Below are 18,645 nucleotides of genomic sequence, written 5' to 3' on the forward strand. Positions count from 1 at the left end.
CATGTCTTGTTAATAAAATAACCAATCTATGGCTTTACCTTCTTCCTTATTGGTAATGCCTGCATCGTGAATTACGATTTTTTCGTTTCCATCGATAAATCCTAAAATTAATACACGCCCTTTTCCCAACTTCAATTTATGTTCACCAGGGTCATAACGATAACTATAAATATTTACCGGATACAAACCTGAAACCAACATGGCATTGGCTATTTTAATATCGGCTTGACCCCGGTTGTTAGCTTGCGCATTGGTTTCTAAAGTTGGCGGTGCCAAAACAGTAAAACTGTTGGTACTGAAATACCCCACCAAAATTTTAACAGCTTTGTCCGTTTTAAAATGTAAAACGCTGCCGTTTTCCTGTTGGTCTTTATCTGAAAATTGTACACCCGACAGATGTCTTAATTCTCTAGCAACCTCATCAATTTCAGCTTCATTATCGGTATAAACTTTTTGTCCTTTTTTTAATAAAAAACTGGTAGCGTCTTCATTTAGAATATCAACTTTAACCGGCTCTAACGTCTTGAACGTTTTTATAATTTCTCCACCATTATCTGGTTTCAACATTTCAATATTATGCTTAAATACCTCGAGCTCTTTTTGAAAATGTGGCAACAACTCTTCCCATGTTTTATTTTTGCCATCGTTACCTCTAATAGGAATTCGGCGTAGCTCGGTTTGCATGCTATTAGCGTATAAATATGTATCTTTTGTTCGGTTGACCAACTCCTGATAATAAGCAACACTTTTTTCTAAATGTGGCAAGGCCTGGTCTAAATCTTCAATAGTATTGGAATAACTATAACGCAATATCAACAGGGCTGCTTTTACCTTTTCGGAAAAGAAATTTGCAAACAAGTTGTAGCAATACATATCATTTTTTAAACGGTTGAACTCCGTAACATCTTTAGTAACATGAGGTGTTGCAGCATCAATAGCCTCAACCGCCGCTTTACCGTGATTAACAATCTCGTTGATGATTTGAAGCGGTGTTTCTCCAATATGAGGTTCGCCTTCCCATTCCTTTTTAGCATATTCCAGAAGAATTTCACCTTCGGGACCACAAGATTCGTAAAATCCAGGATACACACGATATTTATATGGATTTACTAACTGACTTGCGAACATGCCCAATAATAAGGTTTGTCGGTTACCTTCGGTAATTCCAAATCGGCGTAAGGTTTTAGGAGCAATTTCGCCAACTTCTTCGTAAGCCTTCAAAATCCCTGCTCCTGAACCTACACCATATTTATGACTTAACTGATCTTGCCAAAAACCGATTTCTTCGGTTCTATCACGTTGACTATTCCAGGCATAGCGCGCCCAGGCTTTATACCAAATCCAGTCGCGTTCCATTTCCAGTAAACGCGGTTCAGTATTATCAGGGGCATACGGCCAATCCCAATACGAGGTCTGCGGAAATAAGTGCAGCGCATTAGCGCCATGAACATTGCGCATGGCTTTTACACTTTTCTGAATAAAGTCTGGCGAGCCATATCTAAAAGGTTCCAAATTTGCTAAAATATGTACGTTAGAAATATGCGTTGACCCCGCTTCGCTTAACTTTCTGTGTGTTTCTGCCCATGGACCTCGTGGTTCGTAAGTGGTTAACGATTCGCCGTTGTATTTATTCATAGTGTACAGGTTCTTATACAACGGTAAGGCTTTTTTCATCACTAAAGGCGCGTCGGTATCGTGACCACGAAGAATGATGGGTGGCTCGTTAGTTTCGCCAATGGCCTGTAAACCGTCCTGAACTCCGGGAATAATCACTTTAGTAAACCATTCCACATCGTCATCTATAATATTCATAGCTTCACCTAAAGTGGTTAACAAACCAACGTTCGGGTATTTTTCAATAAAAGCCGCAATCGATTTTCTGGTATAATCGGCTAAAAGCGGAGTGATAGGTCGAGAACGTTCCTGAGTTTTTATTCCGTAATGTTCAGCAAATGGTTTTGATACCAGAACATTATAAAACATTTGAATGACCCAAATGCCACGCTTATTGGCTTCTTCGGTAACGAATTTGAAAATCTCCTCGTTCTTTTTAAAATCTTCGTCACTAACCTCAACCGCAAACGGATAATCGTCTAACTTGACTAACGACGCAAACGGATGGCCATTCCACAGATAAAGTGAATTAAAACGGTTATCGACCATCATGTCCAGATACTCAATCCAAAGGTCTTTATCGTAAAACCAAGGGAAATTTTCTGGTGTATAGGGGTATTCGTAAACTGTTCTTCCCGGTAAATATTCTGGTTTTTGAATGCCAATTACGGTACCTCGCAACACCATTTCCGGAGCATCTTTTTTATTAATACTATCTGGTAATACTTTGGTTTCTGAAATTCGATCTACCAAATCCAAAGTGCCGTATAAAACACCTGAAGCATCCGTACCTTCAATATAGGTTACCTGCCCAAAAGACGTGATTTGAAAACCTTCTTTTTCTGTAAGACCTGAATCATCTATATTTAAATCTGAAGTATTTAAGTTCCAGTTTTCACTTCCTTTTTCACCAATAATAATGGTTCTATCTGTACTATTTTCGGGTAATCTATCGGAAATGGTTACGTGGTAATTATTCTCCAGTAATACGCCTGAAAGCTTATCCATAGCGTAAGCCAATCTTGGCGAATCCAAATCGCCCACAATAACCACATGCTTGGTTTTAGCACAGGATACTACCAGAAAAAGAAAACATAAACTTAAATACTTCATCTTATTTTTTATTCACCCTGAAACACTTTTTTAAGGTATGCGACATTCGCTCCGTAGTTTTTCACCACGTTATGAACATCGGTAGTATCGCGAGAACGCTCTACAATTAACCAACCTTTCCAATGCATGTTATCAAGCGTTTCTTTTATCTTCGGAAGATCGATTGCCGAGTCGTTTTCAATCCAGTGCCCATCGGTATTCGAAGCATGAATTTCTCCAATATTATCGCGACCAAGCGTTTTTAATTCCTTTGAAATATCCCGTCCGTTTTTAATGGCATTAGCGAAATTGAAGGCAATTTTAATGTTTCTGTTACCAATTTCTTCTAACAATTTCTTTTCTTCTTCGGCTGATAACGATGTTTCAACAGCAATAATCCCGTTAATTTTATCGACCTGCTCACCTGCCCAACGTAAACGCTCGACAATAGCTGGACGCAATTCCGGATATTTTACCAAATCGCATTTCGTTCCTAACGGTAAATAAGCCACTTGTACATCGAAGGTTTTCATCACTTCAATACAATCTGTCACCATTTTTTTATAAGTTGGACGCTCGGCAAACGATTGCCCGTAGAATCCAGACATGGCAATAGAACTGATACGTACACCAGTTTCAGCCATTTTTTCATTCCAAACCCTTACGCTTGCTGTATCGCCATTAACAAATTTGCTATCAAAAGTTTCACGGTCTCCTAAACCGCCCATATCCATTTCAACGGCATCAGCACCAATTTCTTTAGCACGTTCGAATTCGCCTAATTTCTGACGTTTTAAAATCATCCAATCGCAAACGGCAATTTCGTAACGCTCCTTTGTTGGACCCGGCCAAACACCATCAACAATTGGAAAAGTTACCAACTTTGACGGATCGATTTTTACATATTTAATTTTTTGACGTCTCCACGTATATACACAATGTAACATACCATCGGATCCCTCAATAATTGAAGGATACGAATACTGACTGATTTTAGAATCTTCTAAAACCAATGCCGCGTCCCAGTTTACACCATCTTTAGAAATGGCAATATTTAAAGGACTTCTATAACTTTTAAACATGTCTTTATTTGGCCAAACATGGTTATAAATTAATGCGTGCTCACCATTTTTCATAGTAACCGCATCGGTCCCTGAATTGTTATTTGGCATATTTAACAACTCTAAAGGCGACCAGGTTTGACCGTTATCTTCAGACCAAGTTGTAAACAAATGACTGTTTTTCGTTCTTCCTATTTGCTGTAATTTTCCATTGTCATGAAATAAAATACTTGGCTGAATAGCGTTAATATCATTTGGACCTTTTGGCAAGGTATCCTGCATATTCCATGTTTTTCCGAAATCTGATGTTGATTCCATTCGTAAATGCCAACCACTGTCGCCTTCAATACTAGACGGCAATAACAAGTTACCGTTATCTAATAATTCTGGTTTGTTTTTAATTGGCCCTAAAAAACCTTCCGGCAATTTTTCGGCTTCAGACCAAGTTTCACCACCATCTGATGAACGTTTTAACATACCCCACCACGTTGATGGATGCGGCCCGATTTTGTAAAATAACATTAAATCGCCATCAGGGATTTGATATAATACCGGGTTCCACGTTGGGTAACGTAAGGTATCGTTTTGTATGCCGTTTGCTACCTCAACACCTTCTGTCCACTTTCCGTTTTTGCGTTTGCTCACATAAATACAAACATCGGGGTTGCGTTCGTGTGTTCCGCCAAACCAAGATGCGACCAATTCTCCATTGGTATTTTCAACAATAGTTGCAGCATGTGCAGACAGGTATGGTGCTTTATCGTAAATAAACTCATCGACAACAATACCTTCACGCCAGGTTTTATCTTCTAAAGCTATTTTCTTTTCAACAGGTTGTTTACAACTTCCTAAAAAAATGCTTCCTAAAAGCATCATAGCTATTTGAAACTTTTTCATTTTATCTCTTTTATCTATTATTCAATTGGTTTTCTCTTATTTATAGCTTCGCTGAAATGGTATAAGTTCCTGATTCTAGCGTTAAAACCACATAATTATTTTCGGTTTTATAAACTTTTGAATTCAGCTCTTTTCCATCTAAATTTACTTTTGAAGCATCGGTGGTTGGAATATAAACTTTAGCTGACGTGTTTACTGGAACAGTTAATTCCCAATAAAGCTTATTTCTGTTTAATTTCCAGTGACTTTTAATCTCTCCGTGAATCGACTTATAAGATGCGTTTACATAACTTAACCCAGCTTTAAAATCGGGTTTCATGATGATTTCTTTAAACCCAGGCTTTTCAGGATTGCTCTTAATGCCTGCCATGTTTTCGTAATACCAAATCATTAAATCCCCCAAGAGCATCACGTGGTTTTGAGAATTCATTTTTGGGTCGGCTGTATTACCATTCCACAATTCCCAAATGGTAGTTGCGCCGTTTTCAACCATGTAGCCCCAGCTTGGGTAGGTTTTATTCGATGCCAGTTTAAAGGCTAAATCGCCACGACCGAAATTGGTTAAGGTTCGCATTAAAAACTGCGTTCCTACAACCCCGGTACTAATATGACCTTCTTTAACCACTTCAATCTGGTGTACCATATTTTCAAACACCTTCTGTTGAAGATTATCAGGAACCATATTAAAAGCTAAAGGCAACACATTTGCGGTTACCGTATTGTTGGCATAGCTATAATTTTCTCTGTTGAAATACTTCGCATTGAATACTTTTTTAATACGTTCGGCTAAAGCGTCGTAATATGGTATATCGGCATCACTGTTACCTTCAATTTTCGCGAACTTTTTCATGATTTGAAGCAAGTGATAATAAAACGCACTCGACAACAATTCGCCATCGGTTAAACGCGTTGGATCGCTGGAACGGATAATTTCCAAAGATTCCGGTGGCACACACCAATCGCCGTATTTATCTTTGGTCATTAAATCATCCTTAAGGTAATTGGCTTCCATATACAACAACCATTTTTTCATATATGGATAATGATCTTTTATCACTTTTTCGTCGCCAAACTGTGTGTATAACATATCGGCTACTTTCATATATGCCCCCTGCCAGGTAACGCCATCGCCGTAATAACGCCAGAACGCTGGTGCAACATCGGGAATACCGCCATCTAGAGTTTGTGAATATTTTATATCGTCCAGCCATTTTGCATAAAGCGTTTGATTGTCGAAAATAAAACTCTCGCCATAAGCTCCTGTTGTACGATCGCCCAACCATGGCTGGCGTTCGTTACGTTGCGGACAATCGATAGGCATGCCTTTGTAATTTCCGCTAATGCCCCAAAACGCATTTTTAAAAATCTGATTCATGGTTTCGTTAGAACACTCGAACGTTCCCGTAGTTTCCATGTTATCGTAAACCACTTTTCCTAAAAACTGATCTAACGATGGTTTCGATTTGAAACCGGTAAGCTCAACAAATCTAAACCCGTGAAACACAAATGTTGGTTCCCATACTTCTTCGCCGTCCCCTTTTAAAATGTATTCATCAGTAGTTCGGGCATCACGTAAATTGGCAATGTAAAGCGAACCATCATCTTGCAGTGATTCGGCGAATTTCATTGTGATTTTATCGCCACGATTACCTTTCACTTTTATTTGTAACCAGCCCACCATATTCTGTCCCATATCCAGAATATAAGTTCCTCTGTTAGTTGCTGAAATAGAAACCGGTTTTACGGCATCCATGATTTTCATGTTGGGTGTCATTTGTGCTTCGAAGAATCCGCCAGGTTCTTGAACCCACGTCATGTTTAGCCAATCGCTATCATCAAACCCAACTTTGTTCCAGTTTGGTATTTCCTTTCGCGCATCATACACTTCACCATCATATTCATTATTGCTTCTAATTGGTCCGTATGGTGTAAACTTCCAGCTTTCATCGGTTTTAATGGTTTCTTTGCTACCGTCTTCATATTCCACATCTAACTGCAATGCCATTTTTGGAAAACCAAAACTTTTAATTTTATATGGTTTGTATTCCTGACGCATCGCAAAAAAGCGTCCGTTTCCTAAAATGGTTCCTAACACATTATCGCCTTCCTGTAACTGAGACGTTACATCGAATACATTATATTTTACATTTTGAGTATAATCGGTAGGCACCGGTGCCAACACTTGATCACCAATTTTTTCACCATTAATGTAGAACTCATATAAACCCATTCCCATAATGTAAACCTTGGCATTTTTAACCTTGCTTTTTAAGTTGATGGGCTTTCTAACATATCGAGCTGACAATTTTGCAAACTGACTTACGCTATCTCCTGGAAATAATTGGTTGTAGCCTATCCATCGTGTTGATTTCCATTCGGCATAGGTTAAAATTCCCATGCTCCACAATGCTGTTTCACTCCAGTTACTTACCCCTTTATTGGTCCAGACTTTTACTTTCCAATAGGCTTCGTCTTTACTGTCTAATGTTTTCCCTGTATACACGACATTAACAGAAGCATCACTGTTCACCTTGCCGCTATCCCATAAATCGCCTTCATTATTCGTCAATTTTTCAGGTGAAGATGCCACCAAAATATGATATGCCATTTGTTCAACCTGAGATGCACCGGTATCTAATTGCCAGCTTAATCGAGGTTGTACCACATCAATCCCTAACGGATTTGTTAACATTTCGCATTGAAGGTTTGTTAACTTAATTTCATTTTGAGCCAAAGCCGACAATGAAATTAAAAAGGCGAATGCCAATGAAATCGCTTTTTGAATTCTATTTGATTCTATCTTTTTTAGAATTTGCATTTCTTTCAGATATAATAATTAGTTCTTTGCTAATGTGAACCTGAAATACCCTTCGACTCCGCTCAGGGTGACAGTTCAGGTTAACAAATGTTGGATTTATTCAGAAATCACCTTCTCCAACTTACTTGAAGATGCCACTTCTTTTCCGTTTCTAAATACTCTTAGTCCTTGACCTTTATGGTATTTTTCTCCGGTTTTATCCCAAAGGATGGTAATAATATCACCGTGATATAACACGTTATCTAAACAAAACCAATCCCATTTATCTTGCGGAATTAACGGATTTACTTCAATTTTTTCATCGGCACGCGGACGTAAACCAACCAAACCGGTAATCATTAAATCGTTAAATGTTGAATGGTTGTAGTAGTAACTACGCTCGCGGTCTCCCATAAGCCAGTATCCGGTTACTTCATCTAAATACTCACCGATATAAGGACGCCCTCTGTGGTATTGCGACTCCACATATAAATTCATTTGGTTGAAATAATCGCCTTTACCAACAACTTCCTGGTTGTAATTGTTTAAAAGATTGGCCATAGCTGTTAAGGTTTGTGCTGAGGCAAATGGCCAAACTGCACCATCCCACTCACAGGTTCCTGTACCATGTGTTCTGAATCGCGGATGTCTGCGTTCGGCAGTTGTTAATCCATAAGGTGCTAAAAAACCTCCTTCGTCTTTAACCTGTTCCCAAGCCACTTCAAAACCTTTATTTTCTGATGGTAAATTGAAATACCAAGGAATAAACCCGATAGCTTCACGAACTTGTGAAGAGGTGTCTTTTTCGGTTAAAGTTTCGAAAAATTCATGATCTGTATTCCATAATTTGGTTTCAACCAAACCTTTTAAAGTCTTCGCTTTTTTATCGAAATACACCGATTTTTCGCTGTCGCCTTTCATTCTTGCCATAGTTGATAAGGCCTTAGCATTAGCATACATATAACTGTTAATGGTTGGACGCATATTTTGCACTCGACGCCCCCCACTTAACGATTCTTCCATACCATCTTTAACATCGTGCTGCCAAAACAAACCGTTAGGATTTTGGCGTTCATTCTCCCAGGCGGCATAATCGGAAACCATATCAGGGAACATGTCTAAAAGATAATTTTCATCTTTATTTACCAAATACATATTGTACAAAGCATCGGCCGTCCAGCTACTAAATTTATGCAGTTTCCCCATGGGTTTACCCTCATTTCCTCTATACCAAACATGCACATTCTGCTCGATATATTTCGGATCGTGAGCCCAACGGAATTCATAAATATGATGCCCTAGGGCGCAGGCTATTAAATTGTATTTATCAGCATACGAACGGTCTACCAAAAACTCAGTAATAGCATAACCTACCGGTGTATCGGTGATGTGTTTACGCAAACTCCACCAACGGAAATAGTACATTTCTTGAAAGTTATCCTGCGGACATTCAAACAACGGAATGTTGGTTTTCATCCACGACCAAGAACTATCATTTGGCACAGCCTTGGCAATGTTTTCTTTTTCCATTCGGTTGAAATAATCAGCGTAATGTTTAAAATCATCAGCCTGTAACACCGTTTTTGACTCCGTAGTTTTTACTTCTGAAACCGGCTCTGAAGATTTACAACCTGCGATTAAAACAGGTAATACCAGTAATAAAGATTTTATCTTGTTCATGTTCATCTGTCTATATTTTATTTACCGAAAAACGTATAGGTTTCCCCGGCTTTCATCGGTACATCGTATTCGTAATATTTCGGAAGTTTTAACTTTTCCAGTTTTGCCGAATTATTAACAATCGGTTCTTTAACCATTACTTCATAAAAGAATGGATTGTTATTTTCTCCTTTCGCTTTGCTTAAGCCCGCTCCACGTAAAGGCGACTCTAATCGTAATCGGCAATTACCATCTTTTGATGCTGTAATTTTCAATTTGGATACTTTGTTGTTTTTCCAGCTCATATCCAATTCGTAACCACCTCTGGTTTTTAAACCTTTAATAACCCCCTCTTTCCAAACGGAAGGCAAGGCAGGTAATAACTGAATAGCGCCTTCGTGACTTTGCATTAACATTTCGGCAATACCAGCGGTACACCCAAAGTTTCCATCAATCTGGAATGGTTGGTGTGCATCTAACATATTCGGATAGGTTCCTCCCCCTTTTCTTTGTTCAGGTGTTACTAAGTGTAACTGATCTTGTAATAACTTGTAGGCATGGTCGCCATCTAACAAACGCGCCCATAAATTCACTTTCCAACCCATAGACCAACCTGTAGATTCGTCGCCTCTGAACTCTAATGAGGTTTTAGCCGCCTGAAATAATTCTGGTGTTCTAATTGGTGAAATTTGATTACTTGGAAATAATCCGTATAAATGTGATACGTGACGGTGATTATCTTCCGGGTCGTCCCAATCGATTAACCATTCCTGTAATTGCCCGTGTTGCCCAATTTGCATCGGTGCCATTTTATCTAAAGCAATTTGAAGTTCTTTGGCAAACCCTTTATCTTCTGAAAGAATATCGGTGGCACGCATAATATTTGTAAACAAATCGAAAATTAACTGATTATCCATAGTTGTTCCTCCAGTAATAGTCGATTTTCCATCTTCACCAGCATGTGTGTTTTCAGGAGAATTTGATGGCACAACCACTAAATATCCAGAATTCGGATCGGTAATCATGAAATCTAAAAAGAACTGCGCTGCGCCTTTCATAATCGGGAAAATCTCCTTTAAATATTCGGTGTCTCCCGTGTACAGATAGCGCTCCCATAAATCCTGACATAACCAGGCACCACCTGTTGGCCACATACCTGATGCCGCCATATCGATTGGTCCTGTTATACGCCAGATATCGGTGTTGTGATGCAATACCCAACCGTTAGCGTTGTACATGATTTTTGCGGTTTCTTTACCAGTTTCGGCAACTTCTCTTGCCAGCTGAATAAACGGCTCGTGCATTTCCGAAAGGTTCGTTAATTCCGAAGGCCAGTAATTCATTTCGGCATTAATATTCATGGTGTATTTACTTTCCCATGGCGGAAATAACATATCGTTCCAAATGCCTTGTAAGTTCGCCGGTTGTCCTCCCGGTTGTGAACATGATATTAACAAATAACGTCCAAATTGAAAATATAACGCCGCCAATTCCGGATCGAACTGACTGTCGAATTTCTTAATCCTGATTTCAGTCGGGTCGTTATCAACATGACTTTTTCCTAAATCTAAAGACACACGATTAAAAAACTTCTGGTAGTATTTTACATGTGCATCTTTTATGGTTTGAAAATCTTTAGTGATGGCTTTATCTAAAAACTCTTTGCTTTTCGCAATATAATCGGCTGAAATATCTTTGTAGTTTACAAAATTGGTCGCGATAGAAATGTAAAGCGTTACTTCATTAGCCTTTTCAACGCTAATGATACCATTTTTAACTGAAACCTGTCCGCCATCATGCTTGGCAGTCATGCGCCCCTGAAACTTCACTTTTCCTCTGGTGCCTTCAACCGTACTTGTTTCTCCGGCTAAAGTGATTTGATTATCTTCAGTCGTTGTTAAGGTTTTATCGAACGGGCTGTTCATAAACGTGTTGAAGGTAATCATACCCGGTTTGTTTGCCGTTAACTTTACCGCAATAACATCATCTTGAAAAGCGGTTAAAATTTCACGCGTATACTCAACACCATCTACCGTATATTTCACTTTGGCTGTGGCGTTTTCAATATTTAAATCGCGGTAATAATTGGTATAATTCTGATGGCCCGGAAATGATACATACACACTTCCGAAAGTCTGATACGGCATCCCGTTATTGGTTTGCGATCGGATATCGGATGTTGCTAAATCCTGAGCTTCTTTATAGCGCCCTTCAAAAATTAACTGACGTACTTTTGGCAAAGCCACCAACGCTTTTTCGTGTGCATTACTGTTTGGCGAACCTGCCCAAATGGTCTCTTCGTTTAACTGTAAACGCTCCACCGCAGGGTCTCCAAAAACCATGGCACCTAAACGGCCATTCCCTAATGGCAAAGCTTCGTTCCAGATTTCGGCTGGCTTATCGTACCAAAGTTTCAATTTATTTTGTGCCGACACTTTTAGCATTCCAAAAAGGAAAACCAACACAAGACTTTTTAATATTATGTTATTTCGATTCATAAACTCTTTCATTTTTTTCTCCAAACAATTCATACAATGCTTCAATATCTTTTATGGCGTTTTTTGGTAAGTTTTCAGGGTTATTTCCAAACACATAAAGGTTTTCATAAGGCTCAACAGTTACCGTTGATTCATCAATGTCTCCGTTTTTATCGGATACTTTTTTCAAATTCAATTTCAAATGTTTCGCCATAAACGGATACATCGCCATACGTTTTGACTCCTTGTAATTATGCCCTTCTTTTGGAAAATGTGCATTTTCAACCAAATGGTTTTTCCCGTAAAATTCATAAATACGTTGAACAAAAGGATACTCCAATTCCGGTGTATGATTCGTCCAGTCTCCACCATCGGAAACTATTAATTGCGGTTTTGGTGCAGCCATGGCTGCGATTTCCACATTATTGGTTCCGTTACCGCATAAATGAATACCACGACCACTTTCACAAGGACAACCACCAGAATGGTAAGACGATACCATAACCACAGGAACCGACACTGTAATTCTATCGTCAAGCGCCGCTAAAAATACCGTTTGCGATCCGCCACCCGAACCTCCGGTAACACCTACGCGAGACATATCGGCTTGTTTTAAAGTAGACACATAATCTAACAAGCGCATACCTGTTAGCACCTGAACGGTTGAGGCGATACTGTTTCTATGATATTTTGAATCGAATTGCAACTGCGATTCATCCCAGGCAAACAAATCGTAATTCACTACAATGGCACCCATTTTTGCCAACAGGGCACAACGAATTTGCTCGCTTTCGCGGAAACGACCATCACCAAAATGTCCGTTAGGCGACAAAACTACAGCTGCCTTTTTTGGCATAGGATTTGGCTTGTAAATCGATCCGGTAGCATAAACACCCGGTAATATTTCTAAACCAATGTTTTCAACCGTGTAACCTTTATACTTTCTTTTTTTTGTTAAAACGGGTTTAGAATCAGGCATGGCTGGTGCTTTATCCAATCCGAAAGCTGAAAACATGCAAGTTTTTAATTCGGCTTTACGTGCTTCCCAAGATTCTAAATCAGGACTTAAAGATTCTAAATACTGAAGACGCTCTGCCCCTTTTTCTTCGGTTAACTTATGATATTGAAACTTCTTTATTTTATACGTACCGTTGCTTTGCTTTACAGCGGAAAGATTAAACGGACTCAACACATTGGCGAAAGTCACTTCAAGATTGGTGGCATCAATTTTCCATTGGCCATAATCAAGTTCTTTATCTTTTAACAATCCGTCGTTATCTATAATATCAATATGAAATACCGATTGAATGGTTTTTACTGTTTCGGTTAAAGCTTGTTTAAAATTCGTATCAGAAGTTTGCGCATGCCCTTTCGGCAACATGAAACATGCTACAAAAAACAGAACAAACGCTATGTTTTTTAATTTCATCATTATTTTTTGCAAACTATATTATACACCCCAGAACCGACTAAATAAGTTGGTCTGTTGTGCTCTACATTCGACTTTTCAAAATCCTTTCCGTTCACTTGAATGTGCATTGACAAATCAACCGGTAATGTAATGGTTGCAGTGGTATTTGCAGGTACTTCTACTTTAAAAGTAATCGAATCATCTGACACCTGCCATTCTGAAATAATCGTTCCGTAAAGTGACTCGTAACTTGCCTTTACAAAGGTCATATCACCTACAATTTCTGGCTCAATAAAGAAATGTTTAAATCCAGGATGCTCCATATCTGGTGTAATTCCAGCTAAACTGGTATAAAACCATTCTTCAATTTGTCCCATCATAAAATGGTTCCATGAATTCCCTTTTCTTGGATCCCATTGCTCGGTTAATGTCGTTAATCCGAATTTTATCTGGAATCCATAACCAGGAGTATCATAGTGGTTATTCATTTGGTACATGGTTTCATTTTCACCATTTCTCGCCAAAGCTTCAAATAAATAGCGGTTACCAACATCACCGGTAGTTAAGCGGTAGCCTCTGTTTTTGATATCAGCCAATAAATTATCCATCACCGATTGTTTATACTGTGGATCTACAATATCCATAAACACAGAAACGGCATTACTAAACTGACTCCCCGTGCCGTATTGTTTGGTTTCTGCATTGAAAAATTCATTGTTGTAAGCCGTTTTGATATCCTGAGTTAAGGCTTCATATTTAGCAATGTCCTCAGTTTTATTCAAATGCTTAGCTGCTTTTGCAAACAAGTACGCCGCATAGTAATAGTGGCTTGTCGCCGAAAGTGCTATCGGGCTGTTTTTAGAGTAACCGGCAGCATGCTCGCCATAATCGTACCAATCTCCTAAACCATGAGACACAATGTAATTATCGGATGTACTTGTTAGGTAATCGACGTACTTTTTCATCACGTCGTAGTACTCACGAATTAAGGAATCGTCGCCATAATATTCGTAATACATCCATGGTAAAATCACACCAGACACACCCCATTCCGGTGAATCGGTAAAATCGCCACCAAACACCACATATTCCGGTGCGATAGTTGGAATTAACCCATTATCACGTTGTGCATCTTCAATATTTCGCATGATGGTTGGGAAATAGGCTTTCATATTGTAATTAAACATTAATCCCGGTCCGTTAAGGTGCGCCTCTTCCAACCAACCTAATTTTTCACGGTGTGGACAATCGGTTAATACCGCCTGAAAATTACTTTTTATAGCATTGTTAATCAATTCGTGTGCTTTATTGAAAATCTCGTTTGAACTTTCGAACGAACCAATTTCCCCTGCCGAATTATAAATAAAATTCGATTTTAAATCGACCAAAGTAGGTAAACTATCCACTCTGGTTTCTTTGTAATTGATATTTTCAATTTGAATATACTGATACCCGTAATAACTAAACTTAGGCTGCCAGGTTTCAGTCCCTTCACCCTTCAGCGTATAATCATAATAATAAGGCTTTCCTGAACGTCCCTGACTTATAGTGCCATCTTCCTTTAAACCTTCACCAACCCAAACACGAACGGTTTGCCCCTGTTTTCCTTTTACAGAAATGGTTGGAAAACCAGACAAGTTTTGCCCCATGTTAAACACATAGGTGTTTGGAGCAACTTCATTAAATTCTTTAACGTCGTATTGTTTTTGAACAGTAATAGGCGGCGCAATCTGTGCTTTTAATGCGCCTTTTGGTGCTTCCTGAATAACAACCGGATTCCAGTTAGAAGCATCGAAGTTTGGCGTGTTCCATCCGTCCTGCTCTAAATTTGCATCGTAATCTTCGCCACCAAACATACCGTTATAAGTAATCGGGCTTAGACTATATTTCCATGTTTCATCTGAACTTACAATGCTTTCAGAACCATCTTCAAAAGTCAGCTTCATTTTAAAGAATAAAGTCGGAGGACCAAAACTCACAAAAAACTTGGTATAGCGTCCTTGTACTGTATTGTACATTCCGTTTCCTAATAAAACCCCTACAACATTTTCGCCTTTATTTAACGACTCTAAAGGAATTTCGTATGTATTATAATTTACGGTTTTATCGTAATCTGTCCATAATGGCGCAAACTCACTATTACCAATTTTTTTGCCGTTGATACTTAACTCGTAATGACCAAGTCCAGATACGTAAACCACAGCCTCTTTAATAGCTTTATCAACATTGAAAGGCTTGCGAAGCATGATACTTTTACGCGCTAAAGAATCGGACGCGCTAATGATGCTATCGCGTCTAGATTTTTTAATTATAGCGGTATGATAATGTCTACCTTCCGGCAAATGGCTATCAGCCTTTGTAACCGCACCAATCCATGTTGGATTTAATCTTGAAGCTTCAGGCACAGTTCTAAAAAATGCGATAGGACTCCAATCGGTTGTCTTATTATTGTTAGCCCAAACCTTTACTTTCCAATAGTATTTCGTTTCAGTATTTAAGGTTTTTGCTATAGTTACCAACTGACTTTGATCTGAATCTACCTTTCCGCTATCCCAGATATCGGCGACATTATTATTTAAATTTTCTTCAGAAGACGCCACTAAAACCTGATAAGCCTGTTGAGTTACATTGCGTAATTCAGGAGCCTTAATCTGCCAGCTTAAACGTGGTGTAGTCGATTCAACCGCCAATGGATTTTCGGCCATTTCACAGGTTAAATCAGACAAAAATACGGATGCATTGTTTGATGGTTTACACGCTGTAAACACCAAAACAAATAAAACTATAGCTTTTAATACCTTCAATTTATTGCTTTTTAGTAATTAATGATTGTATATGAAATACCGCTTCTTTAATTGGTAAACCGGTATTTGGTAAATCGTCGTAATCTTCTCTATCGGCTGGTGTGTCCGGATTTGGAAAATGACGTTGCTCACCAGTACGGAACATGATGCGTTCGATACCATCGGCAGGCGCATAAAATATCTGGCGAGATTCTTTGCCTCCATTTACACTTACCGTATATGATCTCAACGTAGTGTCTAAAATCACTTTAACTGTATAGGTTTTTCCAGCTTCATATTCTGAAATCGTTCTGAAACGTGATCCTGCTTTAGTTTTTAAAATACCGTCGTTATCGAATACCAAACGAATAGATGGCAATCCGGTTTTATTCTGAAATTCAACCTGTAATAATCCGTGATCGTCTTGTTCTGGTGTTACCGTAAACTCGGCTTCCATTTTTTGCGCAAACGGAATCACACGATCAACACGCGCATAATCAAACGGATCGTGGTCACGAAGGGTTAACGTTTTTTGGTTATTTGCTTTTTCAATTTCGGCTGAAGCCCAAGATAAATTATACACATTCCAAAGGTCTAATTCTTTACCGTCTTCTAAATTGTTAAACACGTCTTTAACATCGCTATCAACAGAACTTTTAACAGGTACCGGAACCGAAGCTACCCAGATATCTTCTTTGTTCACACTATAACTCACCCATAATTTACCATCGTCAGGTGTTCCGTTATTTTCAGTAATACCGCGAACATACTGAGGACCATACGACTTATAATTTCCACCATAACGCATTGGTGTAATTTCACCGTGAACCAATAATAAATCGGTATAATTTAAACCATCATCACTGGTTGAAACCGCTAATGGCCAACGGTATTCTGAAGGATTATAAACGGTTGCGTATCGTCCGTCTGTTGTTTTTTGACCCCAGATTTTAGCATTGCTATTAACAAAACCAGGTGCTCTTAAAGGCATGTATTCCCATGTTTTTCCTTCGTCTTTACTCATTGAAGTTAAAGCATGTTTCCAAAGCCCAACCACATTTCCGTTTGGTAAATGATAATAGCTAAAGGCTTTGTATTGTTTTTGAAGCGGAATTAAAGGATCGTCTCTATCGGCCTCTTCAACCCATTGCTGCATTTGTAATGGTTGCGATAATAATTCTTCACAAGCTTTTTTGAAGCCTCTGTCTTTACTCTTCTTATAGAATGGAAAGTTAGTATTCGATTCATTCCATCCGTGGTTATAACGAATAAAATAAACAGGTCCTAAACTACCGTCTTTGTAAATTTCACGAATCACACGACCAATCCCTTTTCCGTCGTTCGGACTATCTTTTTCATCCATAGAAACGCCGTAAAACGCTAAAGTAAAAAAGCGATTATCCGACGAGGTAAAAAAGCCCATGCGCTGGTGCATGGTCGCCGTTAAATTTTTAGCCACACCTTCTACACCTTCCTTCGTATAACCATCAGGAATGTTGTAAATAGGAAAAACGACTTCAGGAAAACTCCAGTTGTGGCCATCTTCAGAATGCATTAATAAGGTTTGACTTGGCGGAATATGCTCCCCCACAGGGTCACTTAAATAATTTAAGTAAAACTTACCATTCCAATATGCCATATTGGTGGCGTGATTATAGGTCCAACCAAAACCATCGGCTTTCTCTGGGTGCTCACGGCTGGCACGCATAATTTGCGTGGCATGCACGCCAACAGCCAGAGGCAATTGTCCATGATGATAATCAACATTCGATAATGTTTTCCCTACATAACGTATGGTGTCTTGCTGTGCCGAAACGGTTGCCGCCCCACCTGCAATCAACAAAGCCACTGCTAAAAATATATTACGCTTCATGTGTTTGTTTTCTATTTTATGAGATGCTGAAATCTATTCAGCATGACACTAATTTTTATTTTTTATTCTTTTCTTCAATTAAACCATTCAATACTTTTTGAGAAATAGTTGTAATGGTTCCGTGTTTGTGTCCTTCTGGTAAGCTGATTTCTAATGACACATCTTCAAAGGTTTTAAAATCTGAAGTCTTTACGGCTTTATAATTTTTCTCTCCGTAATTATCGTAATAAATCAACCACTCATTTTTTAATTTTAAAACGGTTGGCCCTTCTGATAAATGTCCTGAAAATGGCTCCGTAATGTCTGTAAATGGTCCGATTGGTGAGGTTCCAAAACCAACTTCAATATCGCGTCTTGGTCTGGTATTATCTTTAATGATTAAGGCATAATCATCTTTACCTTTCTTCACAATCACACAATCTATCACACTAAAACCAGGATCTAAAAACAACTTCGTATCTGAATAGGTTTTGAAATCTTTAGTGGTTACATAATACATACGGTGATTGTTATCTTCCGCCTCTACTCCTTTCTCAAAACGATACGGAATGGTCGATGCCCAGATAATGATATACTGATCCTGTTCATCGTCATAAAAAATTTCAGGCGCCCAAACATTCACAACTGTTGGTTCATGTTTCATTACCGGAACGTATTGTTGCTCACTCCAATGGATTAAATCTTTTGAACTGGCGTAACCAAATCCATTACCACCTTTCCAGTCGGTGGTCCAAACCATGTGATACGTATCATCTTTGCCACGAACAATAGAAGGATCGCGCATAATTTTACTATCGCCTGCTTCCGGTTTTAAGTAAGGCCCTTTTAGGTCTGTCCAATGGTAGCCATCTTCGCTGTAGGTTAAATACAAACCTTCGGTTGCCGGTTCTCTAAACGAAGTAAACAGATAAATGTCTTTTTTTGGCGCACAGTTAAATACAGTGGCTAAAAGCAGTATTATCAGGAATTTTTGCATCTTTT

Annotated in this window: 9 protein-coding genes; all 9 read right to left on the reverse strand. The window is 38.8% G+C overall.

Annotated elements, in window-relative coordinates; translation table 11 throughout:
* Window positions 1-9 precede the first annotated feature (9 nt).
* The 9 genes from NO995_RS03565 to NO995_RS03605 all read right to left on the reverse strand — a co-directional run bounded on the left by NO995_RS03565 (window position 10) and on the right by NO995_RS03605 (window position 18,640).
* A complete protein-coding gene (locus tag NO995_RS03565; RefSeq protein ID WP_258226288.1) occupies window positions 10-2,727 on the reverse strand; it encodes a hypothetical protein in 2,718 nt (905 codons plus the stop codon).
* Window positions 2,728-2,735: 8 nt separating this feature from the next.
* Window positions 2,736-4,664: an exo-alpha-sialidase gene (locus tag NO995_RS03570; RefSeq protein ID WP_258226289.1), complete on the reverse strand. Its 1,929-nt coding sequence runs from the start codon at window positions 4,662-4,664 to the stop codon at window positions 2,736-2,738.
* A gap of 40 nt (window positions 4,665-4,704) precedes the next feature.
* Window positions 4,705-7,482 carry a glycoside hydrolase family 78 protein gene (locus NO995_RS03575; RefSeq protein ID WP_258226290.1) on the reverse strand — a complete coding sequence of 926 codons (2,778 nt, stop codon included), beginning with the start codon at window positions 7,480-7,482 and terminating at the stop codon, window positions 4,705-4,707.
* Between the two features lie 96 nt (window positions 7,483-7,578).
* Entirely contained in the window at window positions 7,579-9,141 is a 1,563-nt protein-coding gene (locus NO995_RS03580) for a glycosyl hydrolase family 65 protein (protein ID WP_258226291.1), read from the reverse strand.
* A 17-nt stretch (window positions 9,142-9,158) separates the two neighbouring features.
* Entirely contained in the window at window positions 9,159-11,618 is a 2,460-nt protein-coding gene (locus NO995_RS03585; protein ID WP_258226292.1) for a glycoside hydrolase family 95 protein, read from the reverse strand.
* Complete coding sequence (locus NO995_RS03590; RefSeq protein WP_258226293.1) at window positions 11,605-13,029, reverse strand: acetylxylan esterase; 1,425 nt, start codon at window positions 13,027-13,029, stop codon at window positions 11,605-11,607. The genes NO995_RS03585 and NO995_RS03590 overlap by 14 nt, the downstream gene beginning before the upstream one ends.
* Complete coding sequence (locus NO995_RS03595) at window positions 13,029-15,812, reverse strand: glycoside hydrolase family 78 protein (protein ID WP_258226294.1); 2,784 nt, start codon at window positions 15,810-15,812, stop codon at window positions 13,029-13,031. The genes NO995_RS03590 and NO995_RS03595 overlap by 1 nt, the downstream gene beginning before the upstream one ends.
* A gap of 1 nt (window position 15,813) precedes the next feature.
* Window positions 15,814-17,664, reverse strand: coding sequence for an exo-alpha-sialidase (locus tag NO995_RS03600; RefSeq protein WP_258226295.1), 1,851 nt, complete (start codon window positions 17,662-17,664; stop codon window positions 15,814-15,816).
* A gap of 55 nt (window positions 17,665-17,719) precedes the next feature.
* Entirely contained in the window at window positions 17,720-18,640 is a 921-nt protein-coding gene (locus tag NO995_RS03605) for a glycoside hydrolase family 43 protein (RefSeq protein WP_258226296.1), read from the reverse strand.
* Window positions 18,641-18,645: the final 5 nt, after the last annotated feature.

It is taken from the genome of Aestuariibaculum sp. M13, assembly GCF_024723255.1.
Taxonomy (GTDB): Bacteria; Bacteroidota; Bacteroidia; order Flavobacteriales; family Flavobacteriaceae; genus Aestuariibaculum; species Aestuariibaculum lutulentum.

Bases quoted from the DNA above. Each gene is read 5' to 3' on its own strand.
- NO995_RS03580 (WP_258226291.1), bottom strand. From the start codon at position 9,141: ATGAACAAGATAAAATCTTTATTACTGGTATTACCTGTTTTAATCGCA.
- NO995_RS03575 (WP_258226290.1), bottom strand. From the start codon at position 7,482: ATGCAAATTCTAAAAAAGATAGAATCAAATAGAATTCAAAAAGCGATT.
- NO995_RS03605 (WP_258226296.1), bottom strand. From the start codon at position 18,640: ATGCAAAAATTCCTGATAATACTGCTTTTAGCCACTGTATTTAACTGT.
- NO995_RS03565 (WP_258226288.1), bottom strand. From the start codon at position 2,727: ATGAAGTATTTAAGTTTATGTTTTCTTTTTCTGGTAGTATCCTGTGCT.
- NO995_RS03585 (WP_258226292.1), bottom strand. From the start codon at position 11,618: ATGAATCGAAATAACATAATATTAAAAAGTCTTGTGTTGGTTTTCCTT.
- NO995_RS03590 (WP_258226293.1), bottom strand. From the start codon at position 13,029: ATGATGAAATTAAAAAACATAGCGTTTGTTCTGTTTTTTGTAGCATGT.
- NO995_RS03600 (WP_258226295.1), bottom strand. From the start codon at position 17,664: ATGAAGCGTAATATATTTTTAGCAGTGGCTTTGTTGATTGCAGGTGGG.
- NO995_RS03570 (WP_258226289.1), bottom strand. From the start codon at position 4,664: ATGAAAAAGTTTCAAATAGCTATGATGCTTTTAGGAAGCATTTTTTTA.